Source organism: Rhodococcus sp. (in: high G+C Gram-positive bacteria), from assembly GCF_049299235.1.
Taxonomy (GTDB): Bacteria; Actinomycetota; Actinomycetes; order Mycobacteriales; family Mycobacteriaceae; genus Rhodococcus.
The window spans coordinates 1-2,322 of record NZ_JBAQXC010000042.1 but is presented as its reverse complement, the minus strand read 5'-3'; the positions used below and the strand labels follow the sequence as shown (position 1 = coordinate 2,322).

The window sequence follows — 2,322 nt, the reverse complement described above, 5'->3', positions numbered from 1 at the left end:
GTCGATGTCCCCGTCTCGGCGCGACCCACCGCGATCCTGCGGCGTTCGGGCGGCATGCTGGCCAACGTCGCCCCGGTCCGGGTGCGGACGCGGCCGGGCGACACCGTCGGCGACCTCGTCGGCCGCGTCCAGGGCGAACTGGTCGGCGCACTGCGACACCAGCGCGGGAACGTCGAGGACATCCTGCGTGATCTCGGTGCCGACGCCGCTGCCCGGGCGGTGACCGGCCCGATGGTCAACGTGATGCTGTTCGACCGGCATCTGCGGTTCGGTGCGTTGTCCGTCGACTTCCACATCCTCACCGCCGGTCCCGTCCCGGATCTCGCGGTGAACGTGTATCGCAGCGGAACAGCCGTCGTCGTCGAATTCGCGGCCAACCCCGACCGTTACGGCGACGACGACCTGCGCGCCAACCACGACGCTGTCGTCGCGCTCGTCGAGGTGATGCTCACCGCCGACGCGGGTACCCGACTGTCCGATCTGGAATCCGGGCACCGCACCGTCGTGCACGGCACCGACCCGATGCCGGAAATCACGCTGCCGCACCTGCTGGCCGACGCGGTGGCCGCGAATCCCGGCGGCGTCGCGCTCGCCGCACCGGACCGGACCGTCACCTACGCCGAACTCGATGCCGCGTCGAACCTTCTCGCCGGTCTGCTGCGGGTCGCCGGGGTGCACCGCGAGTCGATCGTCGCGGTCGCGCTCACCAGGTCCGTCGAATCGGTGACCGCGGTGTGGGCGGTCGCGAAGACCGGCGCCGCGTTCGTTCCGGTCGACCCGAACCACCCGGCCGGCCGCATCGAACACATGATCGCAGATTCGGAAGTGGCGGTCGGCGTGACGGTTTCGGCCACGCGGCACCGGCTGCCCGGCTCGGTGCACTGGCTCGTGCTCGACGAACCCGCCGACACCATGCCCGCCGACGCCATGCCCGCCGACGCCATGCCCGCCGACACCATGCCCGCCGACACCATGCCAGGCGACACTGTGTCCGACCCGCCGATTGCCCCCGTCCCGGTCCGCCGCGACCAGGCCGCGTACGTGATCTACACGTCGGGATCGACCGGCTTGCCGAAGGGAGTTGTCGTCACCCACCACGGGCTGGCGAACCTGGTGGCCGAACAACGCACCCGCACCGGAGTCAACCGAGATGCACGGGTGTTGCACTGTGCCTCACCGAGTTTCGATGCGTCGGTGTTCGAGATGCTGTGGGCGGCCGGATCGGCCGCAACCCTGGTCGTCGTGCCGCAGACCATCTACGGCGGCGACGAACTGACCGGCCTGCTGCGGCGCGAATCCGTCACCCACGCCGCGCTGACCCCGAGTGTGCTCGCCTCCCTGGAGCCCGCCGGCCTCGACGCACTGCGCACCCTGCTCGTCGCGGGGGAGGCGTGCGCACCGGAACTGGTGGAGCGTTGGGCGCCGGGCCGGACGATGCTCGACGGATACGGACCCACCGAATCCACCGTGATGGCGAACCTCAGCGATCCACTCGCTCCCGGTGAACCGGTGACGATCGGCGGTCCGGCGCGCGGGTTCAGCGAGGTGGTCCTCGATGCCGCGCTGCGCCCGGTCCCGGCCGGGGTCGCCGGCGAACTGTACCTCGGCGGCCCGGCGTTGGCGCGCGGCTACCGGGGCAGGGCATCGCTGACCGCATCGCGGTTCGTCGCCGACCCCTTCGGTGAACCCGGCGCGCGCCTCTACCGCACCGGTGACGTCGTGCGGTGGCGGAACATCGGCGACGGCACCGCGACCCTCGACTACGTCGGCCGGTCCGATTTCCAGGTCAAGATCCGCGGCATCCGCGTCGAACTCGGCGAGATCGACGCCGCCCTCGCCCGCCACTCGGCAGTCGACTTCGCTGTCACCGTCGGCCACCGCGGCCCCGCCGGGGGCACCGTCCTCGTCTCCTATGTGCTGCCTGCGGCGGCGGAGTCGGACGCCACCGTCGAACCCGACCCGGACGCACTGCGCGAGCACCTTCGGGATCTCGTGCCGACACACATGATTCCGGCGGCGATCGTCGTGCTCGACGAACTGCCGCTCACCCCGGTCGGCAAACTCGATCGCGCCGCCCTGCCCGTACCGCACCGTGCGCGTGCCGAGTACCGGGCGCCGGTCACCGGCACCGAGCGAGCCGTCGCGGGTGCCTTCGCCGAGGTGCTCGGTCTGGACCTGGCCGGTCTCGACGACAACTTCTTCGACCTCGGCGGCAACTCGCTCAGTGCTACTCGGGTGGTCGCACGCATCAACACCGCCACCGCCGCACATCTGGGCGTCCGGGACGTGTTCGAGGCGCCCACGGTCGCGATGCTCGCCGCC

General features: G+C 71.3%; 1 protein-coding gene. It reads left to right on the top strand.

Translation table 11 applies throughout. The features are described from left to right. A partial coding sequence (locus WAX14_RS02455; RefSeq protein WP_422626507.1) for a non-ribosomal peptide synthetase occupies nt 1-2,322 on the top strand: 2,322 nt, incomplete at both ends.